General features: G+C 68.0%; 18 protein-coding genes. 11 read left to right on the top strand and 7 right to left on the bottom strand.

What is annotated here, in order from left to right:
• Positions 1-107: 107 nt before the first annotated feature.
• From ACLQ3C_RS14715 to ACLQ3C_RS14705, 3 genes are all read right to left on the bottom strand, one after another.
• Positions 108-1,073, bottom strand: coding sequence for a carbohydrate kinase family protein (locus ACLQ3C_RS14715; protein WP_425705819.1), 966 nt, complete (start codon positions 1,071-1,073; stop codon positions 108-110).
• A 139-nt stretch (positions 1,074-1,212) separates the two neighbouring features.
• Positions 1,213-1,572 (bottom strand): HesB/IscA family protein, encoded by a 360-nt coding sequence (locus tag ACLQ3C_RS14710; protein ID WP_425705818.1) that lies wholly within the window; start codon positions 1,570-1,572, stop codon positions 1,213-1,215.
• 165 nt (positions 1,573-1,737) lie between these two features.
• The gene (locus tag ACLQ3C_RS14705; protein ID WP_425705817.1) at positions 1,738-2,799 is read right to left on the bottom strand and encodes a glycerate kinase; all 1,062 of its coding nucleotides are present in this window, start codon (positions 2,797-2,799) and stop codon (positions 1,738-1,740) included.
• Positions 2,800-2,913: 114 nt separating this feature from the next.
• Between ACLQ3C_RS14705 and ACLQ3C_RS14700 the strand changes: the two genes are divergently transcribed.
• From ACLQ3C_RS14700 to ACLQ3C_RS14690, 3 genes are read left to right on the top strand one after another with little or no spacing between them, the layout of a single operon-like run.
• Positions 2,914-3,594: a DUF3043 domain-containing protein gene (locus tag ACLQ3C_RS14700; RefSeq protein WP_425705816.1), complete on the top strand. Its 681-nt coding sequence runs from the start codon at positions 2,914-2,916 to the stop codon at positions 3,592-3,594.
• Positions 3,595-3,598: 4 nt separating this feature from the next.
• Positions 3,599-5,416, top strand: a complete 1,818-nt coding sequence (gene cobT / locus ACLQ3C_RS14695) for a nicotinate-nucleotide--dimethylbenzimidazole phosphoribosyltransferase (protein WP_425705815.1) — start codon at positions 3,599-3,601, stop codon at positions 5,414-5,416.
• A gap of 8 nt (positions 5,417-5,424) precedes the next feature.
• Positions 5,425-6,222: an adenosylcobinamide-GDP ribazoletransferase gene (locus tag ACLQ3C_RS14690; protein ID WP_425705814.1), complete on the top strand. Its 798-nt coding sequence runs from the start codon at positions 5,425-5,427 to the stop codon at positions 6,220-6,222.
• Positions 6,223-6,251: 29 nt separating this feature from the next.
• On the opposite strand, the gene ACLQ3C_RS14685 is transcribed toward ACLQ3C_RS14690, so the two are convergent.
• The 3 genes from ACLQ3C_RS14685 to ACLQ3C_RS14675 all read right to left on the bottom strand — a co-directional run bounded on the left by ACLQ3C_RS14685 (position 6,252) and on the right by ACLQ3C_RS14675 (position 9,163).
• Positions 6,252-7,358 carry a branched-chain amino acid aminotransferase gene (locus ACLQ3C_RS14685; protein WP_425705813.1) on the bottom strand — a complete coding sequence of 369 codons (1,107 nt, stop codon included), beginning with the start codon at positions 7,356-7,358 and terminating at the stop codon, positions 6,252-6,254.
• Between the two features lie 65 nt (positions 7,359-7,423).
• The gene (gcvT, locus tag ACLQ3C_RS14680) at positions 7,424-8,533 is read right to left on the bottom strand and encodes a glycine cleavage system aminomethyltransferase GcvT (protein ID WP_425705812.1); all 1,110 of its coding nucleotides are present in this window, start codon (positions 8,531-8,533) and stop codon (positions 7,424-7,426) included.
• Positions 8,534-8,566: 33 nt separating this feature from the next.
• Positions 8,567-9,163 (bottom strand): CHAP domain-containing protein, encoded by a 597-nt coding sequence (locus ACLQ3C_RS14675; protein WP_425705875.1) that lies wholly within the window; start codon positions 9,161-9,163, stop codon positions 8,567-8,569.
• Between the two features lie 194 nt (positions 9,164-9,357).
• On the opposite strand from ACLQ3C_RS14675, the gene ACLQ3C_RS14670 reads away from it, so the two are divergent.
• The 6 genes from ACLQ3C_RS14670 (at position 9,358) to ACLQ3C_RS14645 (ending at position 16,365) form a co-directional block, all read left to right on the top strand.
• Positions 9,358-10,899, top strand: coding sequence for a leucyl aminopeptidase (locus ACLQ3C_RS14670; protein WP_425705811.1), 1,542 nt, complete (start codon positions 9,358-9,360; stop codon positions 10,897-10,899).
• Positions 10,900-11,064: 165 nt separating this feature from the next.
• A complete protein-coding gene (gene sucB, locus ACLQ3C_RS14665) occupies positions 11,065-12,858 on the top strand; it encodes a 2-oxoglutarate dehydrogenase, E2 component, dihydrolipoamide succinyltransferase (protein WP_425705810.1) in 1,794 nt (597 codons plus the stop codon).
• A gap of 6 nt (positions 12,859-12,864) precedes the next feature.
• Positions 12,865-13,752 carry a TIGR01777 family oxidoreductase gene (locus ACLQ3C_RS14660; RefSeq protein WP_425705809.1) on the top strand — a complete coding sequence of 296 codons (888 nt, stop codon included), beginning with the start codon at positions 12,865-12,867 and terminating at the stop codon, positions 13,750-13,752.
• On the top strand, positions 13,742-14,503 hold the full coding sequence (gene lipB / locus ACLQ3C_RS14655; RefSeq protein WP_425705808.1) for a lipoyl(octanoyl) transferase LipB: 762 nt from the start codon (positions 13,742-13,744) through the stop codon (positions 14,501-14,503). Before ACLQ3C_RS14660 ends, lipB begins: the two co-directional genes overlap by 11 nt.
• The gene (gene lipA, locus ACLQ3C_RS14650; RefSeq protein WP_425705807.1) at positions 14,500-15,588 is read left to right on the top strand and encodes a lipoyl synthase; all 1,089 of its coding nucleotides are present in this window, start codon (positions 14,500-14,502) and stop codon (positions 15,586-15,588) included. The genes lipB and lipA overlap by 4 nt, the downstream gene beginning before the upstream one ends.
• 30 nt (positions 15,589-15,618) lie before the next feature.
• Complete coding sequence (locus ACLQ3C_RS14645) at positions 15,619-16,365, top strand: DUF4191 domain-containing protein (RefSeq protein ID WP_425705806.1); 747 nt, start codon at positions 15,619-15,621, stop codon at positions 16,363-16,365.
• Between the two features lie 69 nt (positions 16,366-16,434).
• Here the strand turns inward: ACLQ3C_RS14645 and ACLQ3C_RS14640 are convergent, their stop codons facing one another.
• Positions 16,435-16,932 carry an RDD family protein gene (locus ACLQ3C_RS14640; RefSeq protein ID WP_425705805.1) on the bottom strand — a complete coding sequence of 166 codons (498 nt, stop codon included), beginning with the start codon at positions 16,930-16,932 and terminating at the stop codon, positions 16,435-16,437.
• A gap of 398 nt (positions 16,933-17,330) precedes the next feature.
• On the opposite strand from ACLQ3C_RS14640, the gene glnA reads away from it, so the two are divergent.
• Complete coding sequence (gene glnA, locus ACLQ3C_RS14635; RefSeq protein ID WP_425705804.1) at positions 17,331-18,764, top strand: type I glutamate--ammonia ligase; 1,434 nt, start codon at positions 17,331-17,333, stop codon at positions 18,762-18,764.
• A 206-nt stretch (positions 18,765-18,970) separates the two neighbouring features.
• Positions 18,971-19,156, top strand: a complete 186-nt coding sequence (locus ACLQ3C_RS14630; RefSeq protein WP_425705803.1) for a hypothetical protein — start codon at positions 18,971-18,973, stop codon at positions 19,154-19,156.
• Positions 19,157-19,189: the final 33 nt, after the last annotated feature.

Below are 19,189 nucleotides of genomic sequence, written 5' to 3'. Positions count from 1 at the left end.
GTCGGGTCTGCACGACGAAGAGCGAGGAGCGCAGCGACGATGCGATGAGGAGGAAGACCCGGCGCCAAGAGCCCGGCGGACGCGACGGCGAAGCCGGCGCCAACAACTCAGAAGATGGCGCCGATTTCGTGTGCGGCGTCGGTGCCGTAGGCGTCGGCGATCCGGGCGATGGCCGAGTCGTGGTGCCATGTCCAGTCTTGTGTCGAGACTGTTTCGAGCACGAGTACGGCGACCATCGAGCCGAGTTGTGCGGCTCGCTCGAAGCCGAGTCCGTTGCTGACGGCGGTGAGGAATCCGGCGCGGAAGCCGTCGCCGACACCGGTCGGATCGACTTTCGCTTTCTCGGGCACCACCGGGACGTGAATTCGGCTGCCGTCACTTTGGATGATTTCGACGCCGCCGGCGCCGAGGGTGGTGATGCGGGTGCCGACCATGTTGCGTACGCGTTCCTCGGTCAGTCCGGTTTTCTCGCGCAGTAGTCCCCATTCGTACTCGTTGGTGAACAGGAAGGTGGCTCCTTCGATGAGGCTGCGCGCGGATTCGCCGTCGAGTCGTGCGAGTTGTTGTGAGGGGTCGGCGGCGAATGGGATGCCCAGGTCGCGGCATTCGGCGGTGTGGGCGACCATTGCCTCTGGGTCGTCGGCACCGATCAGCACCAGCTCGGCGTTTGCGGCGTCGTGGTCGGCGAGTTTGATGTCGCGGGCTTCACTCATCGCGCCGGGGTAGAAGAAGGCCAGTTGCGCCATCGCTTCGTCGGTGGTGCAGGTGAAGCGCGCTGTCTGATGCTGAGTGGATACGCGGACCGCCCGGCAGTCGACACCGTGCGTTTCCAGCCACCCGCGGTAGTCGTCGAAGTCGGCGCCGACCGACCCGACAAGCACGGGAGCACCGCCGAGCTCGCCCATCGCGTAACAGATGTTGCCGCCGACTCCTCCGCGCCGGACCACGAGGTCTTCGGCGAGGAAGCTCAATGAGATGTGGTCGAGTTGGTCGCTGAGCAACTGTTCGGAGAACTTGCCGGGGAATTTCATCAGATGGTCGGTTGCGATCGAGCCACATACATAGATGGTCACGGGGGATTCAGCCCTTCATCTCCTCGGCGGTAACGGCCTCTCACGCTACCGACCGACTCATAAAAGCATCCGACCGCATCCCCGGAGTACGGGAATGCGGTCGGATGTGGCTGATCCGGCGTCGGCGTGCGACGGGAAGTCAGTTGAACGAGTCGCCGCAGGCGCAGCTACCCGTCGCGTTCGGATTATCGATGGTGAAGCCCTGCTTCTCGATGGTATCGACGAAATCGATGGTCGCGCCCTGCACGTAGGGAGCGCTCATGCGGTCGACCGCGAGGTTGACGCCGCCGAAGTCGGCGATGACGTCGCCGTCGAGGCTGCGGTCGTCGAAGAACAACTGGTAACGCAGTCCCGCGCAGCCGCCGGGCTGTACGGCGATGCGCAGCGACAGGTCGTCGCGGCCTTCCTGATCCAGAAGCGTCTTCGCCTTGGACGCGGCGGCGTCGGTCAGGATGATTCCGGTGGTGGTCACGGTGCCGGATTCGTTCTGCACAGTCATCGATGTTCCTCCGTGCTGGTCGAGGCCGGCTCGATTGGGCCGGTTGCGGTCGGCCCCCGGCTCACGCGCGGGGACGCACATTTGTACGGTCGGCTTCAACGGTACCCCTTGTACGCGTATTCCCGCCCCACCCGATTCGACCATCGGCGGTGAAGTCGCCGACACTCACACCCAGCCCGCGGCGATCCCGCGGACCATCTGGGTGAGCTGATTGCCCGCATCGTCCATCGCCAGCTGTATCGACCCGGCGTGGTCGACGATCGAGTAGGCCGCGGCGATGTCGGCTTCGGCTATCTCACGGGCGCCGAGCGTGACCTGGCCGGCCACCACCATGGTGGGCACCGAGGCGGCGCGGGCGGTGGCGTTCAGCGCGGAAACGACCTTGCCGCGCAGGGTCTGGCTGTCGAATCTGCCTTCCCCGGTGATGAGCAGGTCAGCCGTCGCGATCTGCGCGTCCCGGTCGGTCGCCCCGGCAACCACGGATGCCCCCGACACCCGATGCCCACCCAGCGCGAGCAGAGCCGCGCCCAGCCCGCCGGCGGCTCCGGCCCCGTGTTCGGCGCTGACGTCACGACCGGCCATCTGCGCCAGCACCCGATTCCACCGGGTCATCCGTTCCTCGAGGATGCCGACGGTCTCGGTGTCGGCCCCTTTCTGCGGACCGAACACCGTCGCCGCACCCGACGCGCCGAGCAGCGGATTCTCCACGTCGGAGGCCGCCACGACGTCGATTCCGCGACACCGCGCCACGGCGTGCTCCGGTCCGCCGAGCGCGTCGATGAGGCCGCGGCCGCCGTCGGTGGTGGCGCTGCCGCCGAGACCCACCACCACCGAGGAGGCGCCCGCACGCAGTGCCGCGTCGACGAGTTGACCGACACCGAATGTGTCGGCGGCCGTTGCGGTGCGTGGCGTGGGGCGGCCACCGAGCTGGTGCAGACCGCACGCCTGCGCGCCTTCGACGTAGGCGACCGTCCGCTTGCGAACCCGGTCGTCGAGCAGCCATTGTGCGGTCACGGCGGCTCCGAGCGGCCCGGTCACCTCCGCGGAATGCACCGTCCCGAAACTGCCGGCGAGCACCGACACGAACCCGGGGCCGCCATCGGATTGGGGTGCGCGGACGACCTCGTCATCGGGACGGGCTGCTAGCCATCCGCGCGCGATCGCGTCGGCGGCCTCGACCGCGGTCAGGGTGTCGCCGAAGGAGTCCGGGGCGATCAGGAGACGCATGTCACCCCCGCGGACGCGGTGCGAATCGGGGTGTGCAATGCCGTATCCGTCATGCGGGGCAAGTATAGGGAGGTCGGCGCATCACGGCAGCGCGGATCACCTAGGCTCGGGGATGTGAAGTTGCCATGGACCAAGGACGATTCCACCCCGGCGGACGACGCCGCCGAGACGTCCGTCGACGCCGATTCGACGGACTTGGTCGATCTCTCGAAGCCGCGGGGCGGCGGGTACACGCCAAGCAAGGGACGTCCGACTCCGTCGCGCCGTGAGGCAGAGCGCCGACGCCGCGGTCCGGTCGCGCCACCGCCGACGACGCGAACCGAGGCCCGGGCCCGCAAGAAGGAACTGCGGAGCTCGATGACCAAGGAGGACAAGAAGCAGGTCTCTGCCGACCGTCGTTCCCAGCGCCTGGAGCAGCGTGAACGGATGATGGCAGGCGAGGAACGCTATCTGATGCCGCGCGACAAGGGTGACGTGCGTCGTTACACCCGTGATCTGGTCGATTCGCGGCGCAACTTCGCCGGGCTGTTCATGCCGTTCGCGGTGGTGCTGATCATTGTCATGTTCGTGCCGGCGATCGCGGTCTACTCGACCTTCTTGCTGCTGGCCTTCGTCGTCCTGATGGCGATCGACGGTGTGATCCTGGGCCGGCTGGTGAGCAAGCGCACCCATGAGCGTTATCCCGACAGCACCGATGGCGGACTGAAACTGGGCTGGTACGCCTTCACGCGTGCGATGCAGCTGCGTAAGATGCGCGCACCCAAGCCGCAGGTCTCCGTCGGCGACGAAGTCTGAGGCGATGACGACACGAGGAATCCGGACCCTGATCCTCGGTGGGGTCCGGTCAGGAAAGTCGGCTCACGGTGAGGGACTGCTGCGTGACGCCGTGGCCGTGCGATACATCGCCACCGGCCCCACGCTGACCACCGATCCGGAGTGGACTGCGCGGGTCGAGCGGCATCGTCGCCGACGCGATTCCCGGTACACGACGGTCGAGACGATCGCTCTGGCCGAAGAGTTGCGCTCGCATCATGACACCCCGACACTCGTCGACGACCTGGGCAACTGGCTCGCCGCACGTCTGGACGCCACTCAGGCATGGTCGCAATCACCACCGCCGGACCGGACCGCCGAAAACAATGAGTTATGTTCTGCGATAGCAGCATTCACGGATGACCTCGTCCTGATCAGCCCGGAGGTCGGGTTGGCTCCGGTGGCCGGAAACCCCGCAGGTCGACTGTTCCAAGAAGAACTCGGTGCACTCAACGAGGCCATCGCCGCGGTGTGTGACCGAGTACTGCTGGTGGTTGCCGGCCGCGTGCTGGAGCTGACACCGGCACCGGCGTCGGTGCCGACACCTACGCCATCGGTGAGCGAAGCCGCGGCAGGCGCGGCCGCTTCGACGACGACCGAGCGCGTCCCGGCCACGGCGGCCACCGCTGATCCGACGATCGCGACCCCGACCGCTGCAGATCGCACCATTGCCGACGCGACCACCGCCACCGGTCCGGCCATCCCCGAGGTCTTCGACCCGATCGTGCCGCCCGATGAGCAGGCCGCCGAGGCGGCCCGCGCGCGCCAGCTGCAATTGACCAAGCCGGCCGGTTCCCTCGGACGCCTCGAAGAGCTCGGCGTGTGGATCTCGGCCTGCCAGGGCACGTGTCCCCCGCGTCCCCTCGAGGCTCCCACCGTGGTGGTGTTCGCGGGCGATCACGGCGTGGCTCAAGGCGGGGTGTCGGCATACCCGCCCGAGGTGACCGCGCAGATGGTGGCCAACATCGCCGCCGGCGGAGCGGCCGTGAATGTCCTCGCCCGCCGCTACGGTGCCACGGTGCAGGTGGTGGATATGGCCGTTGATGCCGACACCGCACCCGAGGTCTCGGCCTACAAGGTGCGTCGCTCCAGCAACGACCTGCGGGTCTCCGACGCGCTGACGATCGATGAGGCCCGACGTGCGCTCGCCGCCGGGCGGGCCATCGTCGACGATCTCGTCGACTCGGGCGCCGATCTACTGATCGCCGGCGACATGGGTATCGGCAACACCACGCCCGCCGCGGTCATCATCGGCACCCTGGCCCGGCGCGAGCCGGTCGAGGTCGTCGGGCGTGGCACCGGGATCGACGATTCGGGCTGGATACGCAAGACAGCCGCGATCCGCGACGGGATGCGCCGCGGCCGTCGGCATCGCAACGACCCGCTGTCCCTGCTGGCCGCTGTCGGTGGAGCCGATCTCGCTGCCATGGCCGGATTCCTGGCCCAGGCCGCCGTGCGCCGGACGCCGGTGATTCTCGACGGTGTCGTCGTGACGGCAGCCGCGCTGATCGCGGTCGAGTTGGCGCCGGGCGCCACCCGCTGGTGGCTGGCCGGACACCGGTCGGTCGAGCCGGCCCACACCATCGCGCTGGAACACCTGGATCTCGAGCCGCTGCACTCGTACGGTATGCGACTCGGTGAGGGCACCGGCGCGCTGAGCGCACTGCCGACGGTGATCGCCGCCGTCGATGTCATGACGTCGATGTCGACCTTCGGCGAGGCCGGCGTCAGCGATTCCGACTCCGCCTCAGATGGGGCGGCCGGATCGGATCCGGCTGCACCGCAAGCGGTCACGCTCCCCTGATAGCACCGATGCGTCCGATCCGCGCAATCGCTGTCGCGGTCAGCTGGCTGACAGTTCTGCCCATACCGCGCCGGTTCACCGACGCACCGCCGGACCGACAGGTGGGCGGCAGGGTCATCGCGGCGGTGCCGGTGGTCGGCGCGTTACTCGCGGTGGTCGCGGCCCTGGCGGCCTGGGGGTTGTCGGCCACCGCCGCTCCGAGCGCGCTGATCGGGGTGCTCGTCGTCGCGGTACTCGGCCTCCTCACGCGCGGCATGCACCTCGACGGGCTGGCCGACACCGCCGACGGCCTCGGGTGCTATGGGCCACCCGAACGGGTCGCCGCGGTGATGCGGTCGGGCACGGTGGGACCGTTCGGGGTGGCGACGCTGGTCGTGGTGGCAGCGCTCGAGATCGTCGGATTCGGCACCCTCACCACCCAGAGCCGTTGGTGGGAGCTGGGTTTGGCGATAGGCACCGCCCGCGTCGCGGCTGTGGTGGCATGCCGGTGGTCACAACGCCCGGCACACCCGGACGGGTTCGGTGCGCTCGTCGTCGGCACCCAACGCACCTCGATCGCGCTGTGGACGGTGACGGCCGTGGCCGTTGCCGCGCTCATCGGCGGCTATGGCAGGACCGGATACGCTTCCGGCGCACCCGACGGCGGCTCGCTGCTGCGGGCCGCCATCACCGTGGTCGTCATGCTCGCATTCACGTGGGGCTTCACCCGCCATTGCGGCCGCCGCATGGGCGGGCTGTCGGGCGACGTGCTCGGCGCAGTGATCGAGCTGGGGACCGCGATCATGCTCGTCGGACTGATGCTCTGAGCGCCACCCACTGGGAGCCGCCGGGGCCGTCAGCTGCGGTACAGCTCGGTCATCCACCCGTGGGTGTCGGCGAACTTGCCGCGCTGGATGCCGGTGAGGGTGTCGCGCAGCGCCAGGGTGACCTCGCCGGGCGTGCCGTCACCGATGGAATAGTCGTCGGTCTCGCTCTTGACGTGGCCGACGGGGGTGATGACCGCGGCAGTGCCGCACGCGAACACCTCGGTGATGTCGCCGGAGGTGACGCCCTTGCGCAACTCCTCGGTGGTGATCTTGCGTTCCTCGACGGCGAACCCGGCATCGGTCGCCAGCGCCAGCAGCGATTCGCGGGTGATCCCGGGCAACAGCGACCCGGTGAGCTCCGGCGTGACCAGCCGGGCGTCGGCGCCCGAACCGAAGACGAAGAACAGGTTCATCCCGCCCATCTCCTCGATGAAGCGGCGTTCGACGGCGTCGAGCCAGACCACCTGATCACAGCCCTTGGCGGTGGCCTGCTCCTGGGCGAGGAAACTCGCGGCGTAATTGCCGCCGCACTTGGCGAAGCCGGTCCCACCGGGTGCCGCCCGGACGTACTCGGTGGACAGCCACACACTGACCGGTTTGATGCCACCGGAGAAGTAGGCGCCGGCAGGCGAGGCGATCACGCAGTAGCGGTACTGATTGGACGGGGCGTTGACGCCCAGACCCGCCTGGGCGGCGAACATGAACGGGCGCAGGTACAGCGACTCCTCGCCGCCGGCCGCGGGAACCCACTCGTTGTCCGCATCGAGCAGTACGCGCAGCGATGCGATGAAGTCCTCGACCGACAGCGGCGGCATCGCCAGCCGCTCCCCCGACCGCTGCAGGCGCAGTCCGTTGGCCTCCGGGCGGAACGCCGCGACCGATCCATCGGGCTGACGGTAGGCCTTGAGTCCCTCGAAGATCTCCTGGCCGTAGTGCAACACCATCGCCGAGGGGTCGAGCGCGATCGGCCCGTACGGAGTGACCCTGGCGTCATGCCAGCCACGGTCCACGTCGTAATCCACCGTCACCATGTTGTCGGTGAAGTATTTGCCGAAGCCGGGAGTGGCGAGGATGTCCGCGCGCTGCGACGCCGGCACCGGGTGTGGATGCTCGGTACGGGTGAACTGCAAGGTCATTGGTTCATGGTAACGCCGGCGGGCAAACCGATTCCGTTGAGGTGCGGCGCACGATCGGCCGAATCCTAGACGTGCGACTCGACGAACGGCGGGATGACGACCTCGCAGGGCAGTGACCGGCCGCGAACGTCGACGATGACCTCGGCGCCCTTCCCGATCGCCGAGGTGGTGTCGATGAGCGCCAACGCGATTCCCTGTTTGAGGGTGGGCGAGAACGTCCCGGAGGTACATACGCCGATGCGCTCACCGCCCGCGGCACCAAGCACGTCGCAGCCGGCGCGCGGCACGCCACGACCGGTCGCGCGCAAACCGTAAAGCCGACGCGCCGGCCCGTGGACCTTCTCCGCGATCAGCGCCGCGCGGCCGAAGAACGACGGCTTGTCCCAGCCGACGGCCCAACCGCTGCGCGCCTGGTTGGGGCTGATCTCCGGGGACAGTTCGTGTCCGTGCAACGCATAGCCCATCTCGGTGCGCAGGGTGTCGCGCGCACCGAGACCGGCCGGCAGACCACCGAGCCGGTGCACCTGTTCGAGTAGCGCGTCGAAGACGGGACCGGCCGCCGACCACCGGGGCAGGATCTCGTAGCCCCGCTCACCGGTGTATCCGGTGCGGCAGACCCGCACCTGATACGTCCGGCCGCCGGCAGCCAGCTCGGCGTCGACGAAGGCCATGTATTCCATCTCGGTGGGCAGACCCACCGCGGCGAGGACCTCAGGGCTGCGGGGCCCCTGCACTGCGAAGACCGCATACTCGCGATGGCGGTCGGTGATCGTGATCTCCGCGGGCGCGGCCGCCGCCAGGGCGCCGACCACTGCAGCGGTGTTCGCCGCATTGGGGACCAGGAACACGTCGTCGTCGGCCACCAGGTAGGCGATCAGGTCGTCGATGACTCCCCCGGAATCATTGCAGCACAACGTATATTGCGCCTTGCCTGGCACGATCTTGCCGAGATCGTTGGTAAGTGTGGAGTTGACGAACGCCGCCGCCCCCGGCCCACGGACCGAGGCCTTACCAAGGTGGCTGACGTCGAAGAGGCCCACCGCCTCGCGCACCGCGGCGTGCTCGGCGACGGTCCCGGAATATGCAACGGGCATGTCCCATCCGCCGAATTCGGCAAAGCTCGCCCCGAGTGCGACGTGCCGATCGGCGATGGGGCCGGCGAGGATATCGGTCATGGGGTCAACCTACCGCGGCCCCCGACACGTCGGTCAGCCCGCGCCGGGCATCCCGAAACCCTGCAGGCCCGGGTCCGTCGCGAGCGCCGCGGTGCGCAAGGTGATCCCATCGGCCTCGTTGCCGCCGACGGTGCGCACCTGATCACCGTCCACACTGACCACGATGTTCGTGTGCTGTCCGAGCGGACTCGGTTTGTCGTAGACCACGATGTCGCCGGGTTGCGGATGATGTGCCGGTCCCCGCCACCGCCCAGAGCTGTGCAGATAGTCCGTCAGCGTGGCCACGCCCGGGATCCGCCACGATCCGGAGTTCGGATTGTTGAGTGGCACACCGGATTCGCGCATCACCGTGCTCACGAAGTCCGCGCACCACGGCTCCTCGGCACCACCGGAGTACGTCGTCCCCGGCGCGTTGCGTGCGTACTGCGCCCGCACCACGTCGATGATGCGGCGACGCTGTGGCGAAAGACCCGTGGTGTCGACGGCCGGAAATGACGGCCGCGCCGAGGGCACCAGTCCACCGACCGCGCGTGACAACGGATCACCGCCGCCACCGAGTGCACGCATGCCGACGACCGCCGACACGCAGGCCACGATCAACACCACACCGATCACGATCGCCCCGCGCATCCGTGCACGGTCCGTTCGTCCCCCTGCCCGCCCGGCGGCGGGCACCGCCCCGGTCTCCTCGCGCGCTGCTCCCACACGTTCGCTCACCCCGGCGATGCTACGGCGGCGGCGTGTCCGGACCGCTGCCCGCGCCACGGACGTCGGACGCTGAGATGACGGGCGGCCGGCGAGCACCCTGTGGCAAGGTTGATCGGGTGAGCAAGAACGAGAGCGTCGACCGTACCCGCGGCCCCCAGATCACCCTGACCACCTCGATCGGCAAGGACGACCAGGCCCTCGTGCTGGGGCTTGTCGAGGCCAACGCCGGCCCCGACGGTTCCGGCAATGCCGACGCAGCCCCGGCCCTGCTCGGCGCGGACCTCCTCGACGACGCGGCCGCCGCCGCGATCACCTCGGCTCTCACCGCGGTCGGTGCCACCGGGTCGCACGGCGAGGTCACCCGCATCGCCGCCCCCGAGTCACTCGGGGTCACGGTCGTGGTGATCATCGGAGTCGGTGACGAGGCCGCACTCGACGATGCGGAAAAGGTGCGCCAGGCCGCCGGCATCGCCGCCCGGTCCCTCGACGGATATGACGTCGTGGCGACCAGCCTGGGGACGGCCGACCTCGGCGCCGCGGCCGAGGGCCTGTTCCTCGGCGCCTACCGCTTCGAAGAATTCCGGTCAGCACGGTCGGCGTCCAAAAAGCTGCCGCCCACGATTGTGCACATGCTCGTCGGGTCTGCCGACAAGGCCGCCAAAACCGAACTCGCACATGCCCTCGCGGTCGCCGATTCGGTGGCGATCGCCCGTGACTTCGTCAATACCCCGCCGAGCCATCTCTATCCCGAGGAGTTCGCCGAGCGCGCCCGCGAGCTCGGCTCCAAGGCAGGACTCAAGGTGGAGATCCTGGACTACGACGCGCTGCGCAAAGACGGCTACGGCGGGATCGTCGGTGTCGGCAAGGGCAGCTCACGTCTGCCCCGGCTGGTCCGGCTGACCCACACCGGCAAGAAGTCGGCCAAGAAGGTCGCGCTCGTCGGCAAGGGCATCACGTTCGACACCGGCGGCATCTCCATCAAACCGGCCGCCAACATGGACGCCATGACCTCGGACATGGGCGGCGCCGCGGCCGTCATCGCCGCCACGATCGCCGCGGCCCGACTCGATCTTCCGGTCACGGTGACCGCCACCGTGCCGATGGCCGAGAACATGCCGTCGGGTACCGCGCAGCGTCCCGGCGACGTCCTCACCCAGTACGGCGGGACGACGGTCGAAGTACTCAACACCGACGCCGAGGGGCGACTGGTCCTCGCCGATGCGATCGTGCGGGCCTGTGAGGACGAGCCCGACTATCTCATCGACACCGCGACCCTCACCGGCGCGCAGATGGTCGCGCTCGGCACCCGCACCCCAGGGGTGATGGGTACCGACGAATTCCGCGACCGGGTGTCGTCGTTGTCGCAAGAGGTCGGCGAGAACGCCTGGCCGATGCCGCTTCCCACCGAGTTGCGGGCCGATCTGTCGTCCCGGGTCGCCGATCTGGCCAATGTGACGCCGCACCGCTGGGGCGGCATGCTCGCCGCCGGACTGTTCCTCAAGGAATTCGTGCCCGCGGGCGTGCAATGGGCGCACATCGATATCGCCGGGCCGGCGTTCAATACCACCGGGCCTTGGGGGTACACCCCGAAAGGCGGTACGGGAGTACCGGTTCGGACGATCACGCGAGTTCTCGAGGACATCTCGGCCCAGAGCTGACGCGTGGTATTCGGCCCACACGCCACGTCCGCGGCTGCGGTGGCGGGTAAGGTCTAGCGATGGGCGCTCGGCCACCCGCCACACGCCCGGGAGACGCGGCACACACACCGCTTTCCATGCGAACCACGCACAGACCCACCACGTCGAGTTCAGGAGTCAACAGCAATGGCCTTCTCCGTCCAGATGCCCGCCCTCGGTGAGAGTGTCACCGAGGGGACAGTGACCCGGTGGTTGAAGGAAGAGGGCGACACCATCGAGGCCGACGAGCCCTTGCTCGAGGTGTCGACGGACAAGGTCGACACCGAGATCCCCGCCCCCACCTCCGGCGTGCTGACCAAGATCGTCGCCAAGGAAGACGACGTGGTGGAGATCGGCGGCGAACTCGCGCTGATCGGCGAGGCCGGCGAGAGCGCCTCAGACTCAGGCAACGCGGACTCGGGCAGGGCGGACGAGGCCGGCGGCGACGAGCCCACCGATGCCGGCGAACCCGAACAGGTCGACGAGGCCCCGTCGACCTCGGCCGAGGCACCGGCCCCGAAGCCGGTCGCGGCGACCGGTGGCAGTGGCGCGAGCGGAACCGACGTGCTGATGCCCGAACTCGGCGAGTCGGTGACCGAGGGCACCGTGACCAACTGGCTCAAGTCGGTCGGCGACGAGGTCGCCGAGGACGAGGCGCTCCTGGAGGTCTCCACCGACAAGGTCGACACCGAGATCCCGTCCCCGGTCGCCGGAACGCTGCTGGAGATCCTCGCGCAGGAAGACGACGTCATCGAGGTCGGCGGCAAGCTGGCCGTGATCGGCGACGCCGCGGCGGCCACCGCCGAGCCGCAGCGCGCGCCGGAGCCCGAACCAGAACCCGAGCCCGCAGAGCCCGAGCCGGCGAAGTCCGAATCTCCCGCACCCCAGGCTCCCGCACCCCAGGCTCCCGCACCGAAGACCGAGCCGGAGCGCGAACCCGTCAAGGCGGAGTCGGCGACTGCTGCGGCCGGCGACAACAATGATCTGCAGTCGACGCCGTATGTCACCCCGCTGGTGCGGAAGCTGGCTGCGGAGAACGACATCGACCTCGCCACGCTCAAGGGCACCGGAGTCGGCGGCCGCATCCGCAAGCAGGACGTGCTCGCCGCCGCCGAGTCGAAGAAGGCGCCCGCATCGGCACCCGCTCCGGCCGCAGCCGCACCGGCGCCGGCAGCATCGCAGGCGTCGTCGCCGGAAGTCCGCCCGGAACTCGCCGCCCTGCGCGGCACGACCCAGAAGATCAGCCGCATCCGGCAGATCACCGCCAAGAAGACCCGCGAGTCCCTGCAGAGCAGCGCACAACTGACGCAGGTGTTCGAGGTCGACATGACCAGGATCGTCACTCTTCGCAAGGCCGCGAAGGAGTCGTTCAAGGCGTCGGAGGGGGTCAACCTCACATTCTTGCCGTTCATCGCCAAGGCCGTCGTCGAGTCGCTCAAGGCGCACCCGAACGTCAACGCCTCGATCGACGAGGACGCCAAGGAGATCACCTACCACGACAAGGTGCATCTGGGGATCGCGGTCGACACCGAGCAGGGGCTGCTCTCCCCGGTGATCCACAACGCCGACGATCTGTCGATCGCCGGCTTGGCCCGCGCCATCGCCGACATCGCCGCCCGCGCCCGCAGCAATGGCCTCAAGCCCGACGAGTTGGCCGGTGGCACGTTCACCATCACCAACATCGGCAGTCAGGGCGCGCTGTTCGACACACCGATCCTGGTGCCGCCGCAGGCCGCCATGCTGGGCACCGGCGCGATCGTCAAGCGCCCGGTCGTCATCACCGGCGACGACGGTTCGGAATCGATCGCGGTGCGTTCGATGTCCTATCTGCCGCTCACCTACGACCACCGGCTGATCGACGGTGCCGATGCCGGACGCTTCCTGACGACCATCAAGAAGCGACTCGAGGCAGGCTCGTTCGCCGCTGATCTCGGCCTCTAGGTACCGATGCGGGTCGCCGTCGCCGGCTCACACGGGCTGATCGGATCCGCTCTGGTCACCGCCCTCGAGTCGTCGGGCCACGCCGTGCGTCGGCTTGTCCGTCGCGAGGCCGCGCTCCCCGACGAGTTCAGTTGGGACCCAGAGACCTTCGGGGTTCCCGGGGAGGCTCTCGACGGAGTCGACGCGGTGGTGAACCTCGGCGGAACCGGGATCGGCAACCGGCGTTGGAGCGGGCACTTCAAACAAGAGTTGCGCGATTCGCGGATCACACCGACCGAGGTCATCGCCGAGGCCGTCCGTGGGGCCGGTGTCCCCACCCTGGTGAGCGCGAGCGCCACCGGCTACTACGGGGACACCGGTACACGGACGGTCACCGAAGGTGATGGGCCCGGCTCGGGATTCCTGGCCGAGCTCGCCACCGATTGGGAGCGGGCCGCGACCGGCGATGCCGGCTCCGGCACCCGCGTCGTGCTGTTACGGACCGCACCCGTGCTCTCGCCGCACGGTGGCGTCCTCGCCCGGTTGCGTCCATTGTTCACACTCGGCCTCGGCGGCACCATAGGCAATGGGCGCCAATACTTTTCCTGGATCTCACTGGTCGACGAGGTACGCGCGATCGCGTTCCTGTTGGACTCGTCGATCAGCGGGCCGGTGAATCTGTGCGCGCCTGCGTCCATTCCGTTCGCCGGCTTCGTCGATGCGCTCGGGCGCGCCGTGCACCGGCCGACGCTGGTCGGCGTGCCGGCGTTCATCGCACGCAAGGCCGGTGGCGAGATGATCGAGGAGATGGTTTTGTACTCCCAGCGCGTTGCACCCGGTGTGCTCACCGACAACGGTTTCGATTTCGTCCACCCCACCATCGCGCAGGCCCTGGAGTACGCCAATGCCCGCTGACACCACCGCCGCCCCGCCGTCCCGGCGGAAGTCCTTGCGCGCCTCCCAGGCCCCGATCGAGGTGCGTCACCTCGGCGTCGTCGGGTATCGCGAGGCATACGAGCTGCAGCATCACCTGGCCGGTGAACGTGCCGACGGCACGCTCGACCACGACCTGCTGCTGCTACTCGAACACCCGTCGATCTACACCGCGGGCAAACGCACCGAGGACGCCGACCGACCCACCAACGGCGCCGAGGTCATCGACGTCGACCGCGGTGGCCGGATCACCTGGCACGGCCCGGGTCAGCTGGTGGGCTATCCGATCATCAAACTGGCCGAACCGCTCGACGTCGTCGAATACGTGCGGCGCCTGGAGTCCGCGCTGATCGGGGTGTGCGCAGCACACGGCGTAACCACCACCCGCGTCACCGGCCGCTCGGGTGTGTGGGTGGTCGACGACTCCCCCGCCCCCGGGGTCACAGCCGAACGCAAACTGGCCCAGATCGGCATCCGGGTGGCGCGCGGCGTCGCGCTGCACGGTTTCGCACTCAACGTCGACCCCGACATGAGTGCCTTCGACGCCATCGTTCCGTGCGGCATCGCCGATGCCGGGGTGACATCGATAAGCCGTGAGACCGGGACCTCGCCGGCCGTAGGCGAGGTCGCCGAGAAAGTCGCCGACGCCGTGTTCTCCGCCCTCGACCGGTCCGAACAGCCGGCACCACCGCCGGTCGGGCAGTCCGGCCCGCGCGTAGCATCGGTGCGGTGACCGTGTCAGAGACCCGCCCCGCGGCTACCGCTCAATCCGCCCCCACTCGATCCACTCCGGCCGAGCCCGCCCCCGCCGAGTCCGCCCCCAACGGGCGCAAGCTGTTGCGGCTGGAGGTTCGCAACGCGCAGACCCCGATCGAGCGCAAGCCCTCCTGGATCAAGACTCGCGCGACGATGGGCCCGGAGTACACCGAACTCAAGGGTCTTGTGAAACGTGAAGGGCTGCATACGGTCTGCGAGGAAGCCGGATGCCCCAACATCTACGAGTGCTGGGAAGACCGGGAAGCCACCTTCCTGATCGGCGGTGAGCAGTGCACGCGCCGATGCGACTTCTGCCAGATCGACACCGGCAAACCCGCCGAGCTCGATCGCGACGAACCCCGTCGCGTCGCCGAGAGCGTGCAGGCGATGGGACTGCGCTACTCCACGATCACCGGCGTCGCCCGCGACGATCTGCCCGACGAGGGTGCGTGGCTCTACGCCGAGACGGTACGCGCCATCCACGCACTCAATCCCGGCACAGGCGTGGAGAACCTCATCCCCGACTTCCACGCCAACCCCGATCTCCTCGCCGAGGTCTTCGAGGCACGCCCGGAGGTGCTCGCGCACAACCTGGAGACGGTGCCCCGCATCTTCAAGAGCATCCGCCCGGCGTTCCGGTACGAGCGGTCTCTCGATGTACTCACCCAGGCCCGCGACTTCGGACTGGTCACCAAGTCCAATCTGATCCTCGGGATGGGTGAGACCCCCGCAGAGGTGCAGTCGGCGATCGTCGATCTACACGAGGCGGGCTGCGACATCCTCACCATCACGCAGTACCTGCGGCCGTCGCCGCGGCATCATCCGGTGGCCCGGTGGGTCAAGCCCGAGGAGTTCGTCGATCACTCGGAGTTCGCCGAAGAGATCGGATTCGCCGGCGTGATGGCCGGCCCACTGGTGCGCTCGTCCTATCGCGCGGGCCGGCTGTACGCGCAGGCCATGGCCCGGCACGGCCGGCAGCTACCGGCGTCGCTGGCCCACCTCGTCGCCGAGGGATCGGCCACGCAGGAGGCCTCGAGCCTCATGGCCCGACTCGCGCGCTGACCGGTTTTTCCGCGCCGTAGACTGTCACCTATGGCAAAGGCGCAAGACAAAGACGCGAAGGCCGCCGCGAAGAAGGCCCGCAGGCAGGCCTCGAAGGAACGCTACAAGCAAATCTGGCAGGCGTTCCAGATGCAGCGCAAAGAAGACAAACGACTGATCCCGTACATGGTCGGCGTCTTCGCGCTGATCGTCGTGATCTTCGTGGTCATCGGCTTGTTCATCGGGTCGCCGTGGTTGCTGGTACCGATCGGCGTCGTGCTCGGCATCCTCGCGGCGTTCCTGCTGTTCGGACGGCGCGTCCAGCGATCGGTGTACACCAAGGCGGAGGGGCAGCCCGGCGCAGCCGGGTGGGCGCTGTCGAACATGCGCGGCCAATGGCGTGTGCAACAGGCGGTCACCGGCACCGCCCACCTCGACGCCGTGCACCGCGTAATCGGGAAGCCGGGGATCATCCTCGTCGGCGAGGGTTCGCCCACACGCACCAAAACTCTTCTCGGGCAAGAGAAGAAGAAGATCACCCGTGTCGTCGGCGACACCCCGATCTACCAGATCGTGGTCGGCAACGACGACGATCAGGTACCCCTATCGAAGCTCGAACGCCACCTCAACAAGCTGCCCGGCAACATCGACCGCAAGCGAATGGACACCCTCGAAGGACGCCTGTCGGCCCTCGGCGGCAAGCAGCCCGGACCGGGGATGCCGAAGGGGCCGATGCCCGGCAACGCCAAGATGCGCAGCATGCAGCGCACCGCTCGCCGACGCGGGGCCGGGACCTGACACGCGATTCCCGGACGGTCAGCGGCCCCGGACGGTCAGCGGCCCCGGACGGTCAGCGGCCCCGGACGGTCAGCGGCTGCGAACGATGGCCGTGCCGGTGGCGCGGTCGTGCAGCGCTCGGCCGTTGTAGTCGTTCATCAGCGCCGGCACCAGGAAGACGATCAGCACCTGTCGCATCAGCGCGCGGATCACGCCGACGGCCGCGACCGGCACCGTGCCCGCGACCTCGTCGGCGAGCCGGTCGGGGCCGTGATCGACACGGGCCACTCGCATGCCCACGGCGTACTGCCCGGGCGTGAATCCGAACATCGTCACCGTGAAGACGCCGATGACGAACCACACGGCCAGTACGGCGAAGCCGAGGTTGGGTGAGCCGAAGCCCACGAAGAACAGCGACAGTCCGCCACCGATGATCCAGTCGATGAGCAGGGCGATCGTGCGCGGCCACCCACCGACGAGCGAACCCGGCCCGGATTCGGGCAGTCCGAGGTCCGCGCCGCGGTATTCGAGGTCGACCGGCGTCGTGGACTGCACCCCGGACAGCCAGGACCCGGTGACCCTGCCCATCAGCGATCCCTCCCCGCATGGACGGTCTCGGCGCGAGCGGATTGCGGCAGGTCTTTCATGTCGTCCATGGTAGATCCCCCGTCACGAGCTCCCCGACGGCGCCGAGTCCAGCACGCCGACGTCGGGCCGAGCTGCGCCCTCAGACCCTTGCCGCACCACCGAACAGCGATCCGCATTCGCACATCGCGGCCCCATACGGAATAGTTGCCTTGGGCGTGGTAGCTCGCCGGCCGGGGTGTGTAACACAGGAGAAACACAGCCTTGACGTGCGGGCAACGTCGCGTCCATACGGTTTGCTGAGATCCGCCGCGGTTGTCTCGACGGCGGTCCAGGCGCGTCAGGTCATGCGTGTGCACACGTCGACCTGACCCCGATAACAGTTAAGGAGTCACCGCACGGTGTACAGCAGCAACGAAGAACTACTCGAGGGCATCAAGAAAGAGGGTGTCGAGTACGTCGACATCCGCTTCTGCGACCTGCCCGGTGTGATGCAGCACTTCTCGATCCCGGCCACGGCCTTCGACGAGTCGGTGTTCGAGGACGGCCTGGCGTTCGACGGCTCGTCGGTACGCGGCTTCCAGTCGATCGACGAGTCCGACATGATGCTGCTGCCCGATCCGGCCACCGCGCGGATCGACCCCTTCCGTCGAGCAAAGACGATGAACGTCAGCTTCTTCGTCCACGACCCGTTCACCCGCGAGGCCTACAGCCGCGATCCGCGCAATGTCGCCCGCAAGGCCGAGGACTACCTGGCCTCTACCGGTATCGCCGACACCTGCTTCTTCGGCGCCGAGGCCGAGTTCTACATCTTCGACTCGGTCGCTTTCGATTCGCAGATGAACGGCACCTTCTATGAGGTCGAGTCCGAATCCGGGTGGTGGAACAGCGGCTCACCCACCGACCCGGACGGTTCACCCAACCTCGGCTACAAGGTGCGCCCCAAGGGCGGCTACTTCCCGGTCGCCCCCTACGACCACTACGTCGACTTGCGCGACGAGATGTCGACCAACCTGACCAACGCCGGTTTCCAGCTCGAACGCGGCCATCACGAGGTCGGCACGGGCGGCCAGGCCGAGATCAACTACAAGTTCAACACGCTACTGCATGCCGCCGATGACGTTCTGCTCTTCAAATACATTATCAAGAACACCGCGTATGGCAACGGCAAGACCGTCACCTTCATGCCGAAGCCGCTGTTCGGCGACAACGGCTCGGGCATGCACGCCCACCAGTCGCTGTGGAAGGACGGCAAGCCGTTGTTCCACGACGAGGCCGGCTACGCGGGTCTGTCGGATCTGGCGCGCTACTACATCGGTGGCATCCTGCACCACGCTCCGTCGCTGCTGGCGTTCACCAACCCCACGGTGAACTCCTACAAGCGTCTGGTGCCCGGCTACGAGGCCCCGATCAACCTGGTCTACAGCCAGCGCAACCGCAGCGCCTGCGTGCGTATCCCGATCACCGGCAACAACCCCAAGGCCAAGCGCCTGGAGTTCCGTTGCCCCGACAGTTCGGGCAACCCGTACCTCGCGTTCGCGGCGATGATGATGGCCGGCCTCGATGGCATCAAGAACAAGATCGAGCCGCACGAGCCCGTCGACAAGGACCTCTACGAGCTTCCGCCGGAGGAGGCCAAGAACATCCCGCAGGCGCCGACCTCGCTGTCGGCCGTCATCGACAGGCTCGAAGAAGATCACGAATACCTCACCGCAGGTGGCGTGTTCACTGAGGATCTCATCGAGACCTGGATCGCTCTCAAGCGCGAGAACGAGATCGAGCCGGTCCAGATCCGTCCGCACCCGTACGAGTTCGCGCTCTACTACGACTGCTGAGTTCTGTTCCGCCAGAACTTCTTCGAGAGCAGCACAGCGACCCGCTCGACGATCGGATTCGATCGTCGGGCGGGTCGCTTGTCGTCTGCCGTACGCCCACTTCCGTCGTCGGTTTCCGTGGACAGCGGCGGAAGCGAACGTGAATGACACCACGCGGGGACCTTTTGCTCTCACACGATCACACCGGACGCCGTAATCTCTTTTACATGTCCCGTATGCTTTTCGTTGAAGATCTCGTCCCCGGCGATCGGATCGCCCTGGACGGAATCCGCGCCGTCGTCCGCAAACAGGTGCCACATGGCACCGAGGAGCGCCTCGTCGAACTGGTCCAGAGCACCGACGATCGCAGTGAGCTGATCCTGAAGACGGGTTCCAAGGTCGAGGTCATCTGACTCCTCCCCCACGTACCGCCGCGATAGGCCGGC

It is taken from the genome of Gordonia sp. DT30, from assembly GCF_049844915.1.
GTDB lineage: Bacteria > Actinomycetota > Actinomycetes > Mycobacteriales > Mycobacteriaceae > Gordonia.
This window is presented reverse-complemented; position numbering and strand designations above follow the sequence as displayed.

Bases quoted from the DNA above. Each gene is read 5' to 3' on its own strand.
- ACLQ3C_RS14710 (WP_425705818.1), bottom strand. From the start codon at position 1,572: ATGACTGTGCAGAACGAATCCGGCACCGTGACCACCACCGGAATCATC.
- cobT (WP_425705815.1), top strand. From the start codon at position 3,599: ATGACGACACGAGGAATCCGGACCCTGATCCTCGGTGGGGTCCGGTCA.
- ACLQ3C_RS14640 (WP_425705805.1), bottom strand. From the start codon at position 16,932: ATGGGCAGGGTCACCGGGTCCTGGCTGTCCGGGGTGCAGTCCACGACG.
- ACLQ3C_RS14690 (WP_425705814.1), top strand. From the start codon at position 5,425: ATGCGTCCGATCCGCGCAATCGCTGTCGCGGTCAGCTGGCTGACAGTT.
- ACLQ3C_RS14685 (WP_425705813.1), bottom strand. From the start codon at position 7,358: ATGACCTTGCAGTTCACCCGTACCGAGCATCCACACCCGGTGCCGGCG.
- ACLQ3C_RS14705 (WP_425705817.1), bottom strand. From the start codon at position 2,799: ATGCGTCTCCTGATCGCCCCGGACTCCTTCGGCGACACCCTGACCGCG.
- ACLQ3C_RS14675 (WP_425705875.1), bottom strand. From the start codon at position 9,163: ATGCGCGGGGCGATCGTGATCGGTGTGGTGTTGATCGTGGCCTGCGTG.
- ACLQ3C_RS14660 (WP_425705809.1), top strand. From the start codon at position 12,865: ATGCGGGTCGCCGTCGCCGGCTCACACGGGCTGATCGGATCCGCTCTG.
- ACLQ3C_RS14630 (WP_425705803.1), top strand. From the start codon at position 18,971: ATGTCCCGTATGCTTTTCGTTGAAGATCTCGTCCCCGGCGATCGGATC.
- ACLQ3C_RS14645 (WP_425705806.1), top strand. From the start codon at position 15,619: ATGGCAAAGGCGCAAGACAAAGACGCGAAGGCCGCCGCGAAGAAGGCC.
- lipB (WP_425705808.1), top strand. From the start codon at position 13,742: ATGCCCGCTGACACCACCGCCGCCCCGCCGTCCCGGCGGAAGTCCTTG.
- gcvT (WP_425705812.1), bottom strand. From the start codon at position 8,533: ATGACCGATATCCTCGCCGGCCCCATCGCCGATCGGCACGTCGCACTC.
- sucB (WP_425705810.1), top strand. From the start codon at position 11,065: ATGGCCTTCTCCGTCCAGATGCCCGCCCTCGGTGAGAGTGTCACCGAG.